Source organism: Streptomyces torulosus, assembly GCF_001419765.1.
Classification (GTDB): domain Bacteria; phylum Actinomycetota; class Actinomycetes; order Streptomycetales; family Streptomycetaceae; genus Streptomyces; species Streptomyces torulosus.
The window spans coordinates 1-7,157 of sequence record NZ_LIRK01000814.1; the positions used below are offsets into that span (position 1 = coordinate 1).

General features: G+C 68.1%; 5 protein-coding genes. All 5 read left to right on the forward strand.

Annotated features, from left to right (window positions below; genetic code table 11):
* Positions 1 to 926: 926 nt before the first annotated feature.
* The 5 genes from AOK23_RS40580 (at position 927) to AOK23_RS40600 (ending at position 6,594) form a co-directional block, all read left to right on the forward strand.
* Positions 927 to 2,681, forward strand: a complete 1,755-nt coding sequence (locus AOK23_RS40580) for a recombinase family protein (RefSeq protein WP_240496791.1) — start codon at positions 927 to 929, stop codon at positions 2,679 to 2,681.
* Between the two features lie 434 nt (positions 2,682 to 3,115).
* A complete protein-coding gene (locus AOK23_RS40585; protein ID WP_055717427.1) occupies positions 3,116 to 4,003 on the forward strand; it encodes an SCO6745 family protein in 888 nt (295 codons plus the stop codon).
* 104 nt (positions 4,004 to 4,107) lie between these two features.
* Positions 4,108 to 4,473 (forward strand): hypothetical protein, encoded by a 366-nt coding sequence (locus AOK23_RS52170; protein ID WP_055717428.1) that lies wholly within the window; start codon positions 4,108 to 4,110, stop codon positions 4,471 to 4,473.
* 130 nt (positions 4,474 to 4,603) lie between these two features.
* On the forward strand, positions 4,604 to 5,923 hold the full coding sequence (gene hemL, locus AOK23_RS40595; RefSeq protein ID WP_055717431.1) for a glutamate-1-semialdehyde 2,1-aminomutase: 1,320 nt from the start codon (positions 4,604 to 4,606) through the stop codon (positions 5,921 to 5,923).
* The gene (locus AOK23_RS40600; protein ID WP_055717429.1) at positions 5,920 to 6,594 is read left to right on the forward strand and encodes a histidine phosphatase family protein; all 675 of its coding nucleotides are present in this window, start codon (positions 5,920 to 5,922) and stop codon (positions 6,592 to 6,594) included. The genes hemL and AOK23_RS40600 overlap by 4 nt, the downstream gene beginning before the upstream one ends.
* Positions 6,595 to 7,157 lie beyond the last annotated feature (563 nt).

The following is a 7,157-nucleotide window of genomic DNA, read 5'->3' on the forward strand; positions in this document are numbered from 1 at the left end:
GTGCTGCCGAGTGGGGGCTGTGGCGGGGGACCCGACGGCGCCGGTGGCTGCGCGGCGCCGTCCGACGCCGATTGCCCGCTCGACGCCGACTGCGCGTCCTGTGCTCCCTGCGCTCCCTGGCCACCGCGCAACCTCCGGGAGCCCAGCGCCCCCAGGGAACCGAGCGGACCCAGACCGCGCAGGGGGCCCGTCGGTCCCGTGAGTCCGTTCGTCGGTCCTGTGGGGCCCGTGGATCCGGTGTCTGCGGCTGCGTCCAGGCCACCCGCTCCGGCGGAACCTCCCGGACCACCAGGACCGCTCGGGCCGTCCTGTGCGCCGGGTCCGATCGCACCGCCGGGGCCGTCCGACGGCGTACCCGTGCCGGTCGGCGTGCTCGACCCGGTCGAACCGCTCGGACCAGTCGGACCAGTCGGACCACCCTGCCCGGCCGAACCACTCGATCCACCGGATCCGCCCGGTCGACCCAGTCCACTCAGCCCGCCCAGCAGTCCGCTCAGTCCACCCAGTCCGCTCGATCCGGTCAGTCCGCCCGTACCACTACCGCTACCGCCCGGCGCGGTGCCGGACGGGCCGGATGCGGCTGTCGATCCGGACGCGCCGGACCCGCCTCGTTCCTGTCGTGGGGTCTCCGCAGTCTCCTCCGCGTCGCGCCGGTGCCTTCCCCGCCGGGCACGACGAGGACCGAGGTCACCGGTCCCGTCGCCCAGTCCGCCACCGCGATGCATATCTCCACCCGAACGCATTTCTGGGCCACGTGATCCCCGCCGCGCAACCCGATCATCGTGTCAGTGACCTCCCCCGCGACCGCTCGCCGAAACGTGCGCGCAAACACCAGTCGGCAGGATCTTCGGAGCCTCTGACGCCATGGCCTGTGTGAGCTATCCGTACGAAGCCCCAGCTTCACGCTATTAGGATACCTTGATCCGGTGAACCCAACTGCAAAGGCGGGGGCCTGGGGCCCGGAGCACGTCGCAACCGTGCTCCGGGTAGCCGCAGGATATACCCGCCAGTCGAAAGCCAAAGCGGACAAGTCGGAAGCGAGCCCGCAAACGCAGGACGAGGCGACCCGGAGAAAGGCGCAAGATCGAGGCTGCTCTTTCAAAGGGCACTATCGAGACATCGGCGTATCGGGATACGACCCGAATGCCAAGCGGACGCAGTTCGAACGGCTCCTCAACGATTGTCGTGACGGACTGGTTCACGAGATCATCGTTTACAACGTGACGCGGTTCTCTCGTCGGGAGCCGAAGGACGCGATTCCGATCGTTCTCGAACTGTTCAGTCTCGGCGTCACTATCACGTCGGTGTCGGAAGGCTCTTTCTCGCCGGACAACACCATGGAACTGATCATGCTCATCATGCGTTTGGACGCTTCCCATTCGGACAACAAGATGAAAAGCCAGACCATTCGTGGCGTCAAGCAAGGAGCGAAGGTGCTCGGTGGATGGACGGGAGGCGCGGTTCCGTACGGCCTTGAGTCCTATCCAGAAGTCGTGGTGCAGGAGATCGACGGGAAGCCCCTGCCCATCACTATTCGCCGTCTGCGTCCCGCAGTCGTGCAGGAAGACGGGACCGATCAGGCTGGCACTTACATGAAGATGGTCGACCGCATCTTCGAATTCAAGGACAAGCCATGGACGGGAAAGAAGAACGCTCACCCGGCGTCGGTAGGGTCCATCGTGGCGTGGCTGAATTCGGAACGAATCCCCGCACAGAACGGCGGTGCGTGGCGTGAGCGAGCCGTGAAACGGCTTCTGACGGATCCCCGAATGGCGGGAATGGCGGCTGAGCCTGTCTACGCGGTGGACAAGGGCGGAAACCCGACTCGGAACGTCAGGGAGTACCGCATCCTTCGGGGCGAGAGCGAAGAGCCGATCTCGGTGGGGGAGGGACTGATCTCGCCCGCGAAGTTCTTCGAGCTTCAGGACTGGCTCTCCGGGCGCGGTAGGGGCAGCAAAGGCGGCACGCCCCGTAAGTACCTCCTTACGGGCATGAATCGTTTCTACTGCGAGTGCGGCCGACCCAAGACCGGTTCTCGCGACGTCTACAAGTGCAGCCGGCCAGCGGGAGTGGTGGAGGAAGGGACGCACGAGGGCGGATCCACGATCCAGCAGAAGGACGTGGACGCGTACGTGGGTGCCCGCATCATGGCCGTCATCAGCAACGCCGACGAGGATGACCCGGAGACGATGGACACCATCGTCGAAGCGATGTCCAGGCTTGCCCGGATGACGGAGAACCCGCGGGCGCGAAGCGAGCGTGCGTCACTGCTCGGCGAGCGCGCGCAGATCGTGCGGTCTGTCGAGCAGCTCTACAGTGACCTGAAGATCGGCGTTTATGACGGCGAGATCGGGCGCCGTCAGTTCCTGGACGACAAGCAGTCGCTCGAAGCCCGCCTGGCCGCCATCGACGAGAAGATCAAAGAAGTGGGCACTCCGGATCTTCCGCCACTTCCCATTGAGCAGTGGACCGCGTCGGAGGACGGTGACCCCACCGGACCGACGTCGTGGTGGGGGAAGGCGTCCGTCGAGGATCGGCGCATGCTCGTTGAACTCTTCGTCGACCGGATCACCGTCCGCAAGGCTGAGTCGCGTGGAGGCTTCGCGCCTGCCTGCAAGATCGAGGACCGCGTCACGGTGCATATGGCGTCGTCACGGGCGAACGAGGGCGTGACCGTGTAGTCCTTCTGCGCACTGGCAGAGCCCCGCCGGGATGTCATCTTCGACGGGGGCTCTCGTCATGCCTGCGGTGGGTTGCTCCACGGGCCGGATTGAGGCGGGCGGGGGCGAGCTGGGACGGCGTTCGGCGCAACGGTCCTGGCGTGATGAGTCGTTGGGGTGCTCGTGCAGTTCGTCACGGTGATCATTGAGGGGAGCTCATCGGTCGCCGAGTCACCTGGTGGTGCGTCAGCACCAGCAGGGCCCGCACCAACGCGGTCGCGTACCGCGGATGGATTCGTACCTTGGCCAGGAGGGAACTGGTTGCAGGGGCAGTAGCAGTCAGAGCCGCTCTCCGATAACGTACCGACCAGACGGTACTGCCGGGTGTGCCCCACGCGCCGTCGTGTGCTCGATGAACAGCAACGCTTCATCCGCCACAGGACGGCGAACCCCTCATGACGCAGAACACGGACCGCGACAGCCTGGCCCTCGCACGTCAGACCTGGAGAACTCTCGAGCCCTACCACGGGGCCGTCTACTTCTCGCCCGAAGCCGCAGGTCAGTACGCCGAGTTGGGCGTGGACGCCAGGACGGGGTACTTCGCGTCCCGCTCCGCCGCGCTCGGCGCCGCTCCGGCTGATCTGGTCATCGCCACGTTCTTCAACTTCAATCCCCAACTGGTGCGACGAGCCATACCCGCGGCATGGGAAGCCGCCACGCCCGAGCGGTTCGCCGCCGCCCGGCTCACCGGGATCGATACCACGCTCCGCCGCATCCTCGGCGCGGACGTCTCCTCACCGGCGCTGGCCCGCGCGGCGGAATTGGCTCGTACCGCTGCTGAAGTGGCCGTGCGCCATCCACAAGGCCGCCCCCTCTTCGCCGCGCACGCCGCACTGCCGTGGCCGAGCGCACCCCACCTCGTGCTCTGGCACGCACAGACTCTGCTGCGGGAGTTCCGTGGCGACGGTCACGTGGCGGCACTCCTGACTGCCGGACTGAGCGGGCTCGAGGCTCTCGTCACGCACGCCGCCACAGGCGACATCGACGCAGATGTGCTGCGCGACTCGCGGGCATGGACGCCGGAGCAGTGGGGACAGGCCGTGGAGAACCTGCGTGAGCGTGGATGGCTCGACGATGGACCCCACCTGGCTTTGACCGAGGACGGTACGCGGCGTAGGGCGGAGATCGAGCACACCACCGACACGCTGGCCGCCCTCCCTTACCTCACGCTCGGTCCTGCCGCCTGCGCCGAACTTCGTTCGCTGGTGGGGCCGTTCAGCCTTGCGGTGGCCAAGGAGCTCATCCCGTGGGCAGTCGACCGCCTCAGCGAAGAGAGCGCGTGAGAGAAGAGAGCGAGGCCGGGAGTTCTCGACGGCAGGTCCATCTCGACGACCCTCGAAGCAGCCGAGGTGCTCGCGGTGCTGCCCCGGAGCACATCGCCTGGCCTGTGGCGTTGAGGCGCCTCAACCGGCACAGGCTTCTCATACGCCGCAGCACCGACAAGAAGCAGCTGGCGGGAGGAAGGATCGACTACGAGTACGGGTACTTCCTCGCGCACGCCCCAACCCCCATGCCCGCCGTCGAGTTCATCGCCCAGGCCGGGGTGCGCTGGAAGATCGAAGAGGACAACGAGCAGGGCAAGCAGCTCACCGGCCTGGGTCAGTACCAGGTCCGCAAGTGGACGCCCTGGCACCGGCATGTCACTTGCGCGATGCTCGCCCTGGCCTGCTGGCCGTCCAGCCTGCCCAGCACCCCGACCCCGCCCCGACGGCCTCCGACGACAGGGCGGACGGGGTCGCCGCGGCGGTCGTAGTGGCTGACGGCGGCCAGGCGTCCCCCCGACCGGCAGGTGGGGCCCTGAATGTCCGGGACTCATAGTGCTAGGCGGCGCTGGCCTACCCTTGGTGACGTCAGCCGTCCGCGTCGACGAGAAACCGCAGGTCATGCCCGAACTGCCTTATAGCTATGATGCCCCAGTTTCCCAGACTCTTTTCGAGCGCGCGGCGGCCGTCACGCCCGGCGGCGTGAACTCTCCCGTGCGCGCCTTCCGCGCCGTGGGCGGTACGCCCCGGTTCATGGTGTCCGGTACCGGTCCCTACCTCACCGACGCCGACGGCCGTGAGTACGTCGACCTCGTGTGCTCCTGGGGGCCGATGATCCTCGGGCACTCCCGTCCCGAGGTCATCGCCGCCGTTCAGGACGCCGTCTCGCGCGGCACGTCCTTCGGCACCCCCGGCGAGGGCGAGGTCGCGCTCGCCGAGGAGATGGTCGACCGCGTCGGGCCGCTGGAGCAGGTGCGGCTCGTCTCCAGCGGGACCGAGGCCACCATGTCCGCGATCCGGCTCGCCCGCGGCTTCACCGGCCGCACCAAGGTGGTCAAGTTCGCCGGTTGCTACCACGGCCACGTCGACTCGCTGCTCGCCGCCGCCGGGTCGGGAGTCGCCACGTTCGCGCTGCCGGACACCCCCGGCGTCACCGGCGCCCAGGCCGGCGACACCATCGTCCTCCCCTACAACGACCTCGACGCCGTGCGCGCCGCCTTCGCCGCCCACCCCGGCGAGATCGCGTGTGTGATAACCGAGGCGTCCCCGGGCAACATGGGCGTCGTACCGCCGCTGCCCGGCTTCAACCAGGGACTCAAGGACGTCTGCGCCGAGAACGGGGCCCTGTACATCTCCGACGAGGTCATGACCGGCTTCCGCACCAGCAGGGCCGGCTGGTACGGGATCGACGGGGTCGTCCCCGACCTGATGACCTTCGGCAAGGTCATGGGCGGCGGCTTCCCCGCGGCGGCCTTCGGTGGCCGTGCCGACGTGATGGCGTACCTGGCGCCCGCCGGGCCCGTCTACCAGGCCGGCACGCTCTCCGGGAACCCGATCGCCACCGCCGCCGGGCTCGCGCAGCTGCGGCTGCTCGACGACGCGGCGTACGACGTCGTCGACGCGGTCTCCCTCCAGATCCAGGGGCTCCTCACGGAGGCGCTCCACAAGGAGGGCGTCGCGCACACGCTGCAGAACGCCTCCAACATGTTCTCCGTGTTCTTCACGGACACTCCGGTACGGAACTACGAGGACGCCAAGACGCAGGAGTCCTACCGGTTCAACGCCTTCTTCCACTCGATGCTGTCGCAGGGCGTCTATCTGCCGCCGTCGTCGTTCGAGTCGTGGTTCGTGTCCACCGCACACGACGAGCAGGCGGTCCAGAGAATCGCCGACGCCCTCCCGGCGGCGGCGCGAGCGGCAGCGGAGGCCACAGCAGCATGAGTGACATCACCGTCGTCCACCTGATGCGGCACGGCGAGGTCGCCAACCCGGACGGGATCCTCTACGGGCGGCTCGCCGGATACCACCTCTCCGACCTCGGGCGCCGGATGGCCGACCGGGTCGCCGAGCACCTCGCCACCCGTGACGTCACCCACGTCGTGGCGTCGCCGCTGGAGCGGGCGCAGGAGACGGCCACGCCGATCGCCAAGGCGCACGGGCTGGACCTCGCGACCGACGCACGGCTCATCGAGGCCGACAACGTCTTCCAGGGCAAGACCTTCGGGGTCGGCGACGGCGCGCTGAAGCGGCCGGAGAACTGGAAGCACCTGGTGAACCCCTTCAAGCCGTCGTGGGGTGAGCCGTACGTCGACCAGGTCGTCCGGATGATGGGGGCGCTGGACGCGGCGAAGGACGCGGCGCGCGGGCATGAGGCCGTGCTCGTCTCGCACCAGCTGCCGATCTGGATCGTCCGGTCGTACGTCGAGCGGCGGCGGCTGTGGCACGATCCGCGGCGGCGGCAGTGCACGCTCGCGTCCCTGACGACCTTCACGTATCAGGGGGACAAGATCGTGTCGGTGGGGTACAGCGAGCCGGCGCGGGATCTGGTGCCGGCGCATCTTCTGGCGGGGGCCAAGCCGGTCAAGGGGAAGGACAAGGCCTTCGGAGCGTGAGCGCTCCGCTTGGGGGCCGGGGGACTGAGGTGGCTGGGTGACTGAGGTCGGTGGGTGACTGCGGGGCCGTCGTGGCTGGTCGCGCAGTTCCCCGCGCCCCTTGAAAGCGTGCGGTTGCCCTGGCCGCAGACGGAACCCGGCGTCCCTCGTGTCCCTGAAGGCGCGCAGTTGCCCGTGGCTCCGACGTTGCCCCCTTCCCGTCTCCTCATGTCTCATCGCCCTTGGTCTTGATCAACTGGAACCCTGCGGTCCGTACGTCTGTCCTATGAGGCGTGCTCTTTCGTTCGGGGGCGTGCCTACGCGTGTGCCCCCGGCGTGCGCTTCCGTGTGCGGCGTACGGAGGGCGCATACAACCGTTTTCGGTCAAAGGCTCTGCAATATGTGCCAGAACGGCGGAACCCCGGCGATTCCCCTGACCTCTAAAACGGTGTGCTTCACGTCAAGAGGGGCGTGACCTGAACAAGGGGGACGCAATGCGCCAAATCTCGCGCAGGGGAGTGCTCGGGCTCGGGGCGGGGGCCGCCGCCGGGTTGGGGCTGACCGGCTGCGGCACGGGGCTCGGG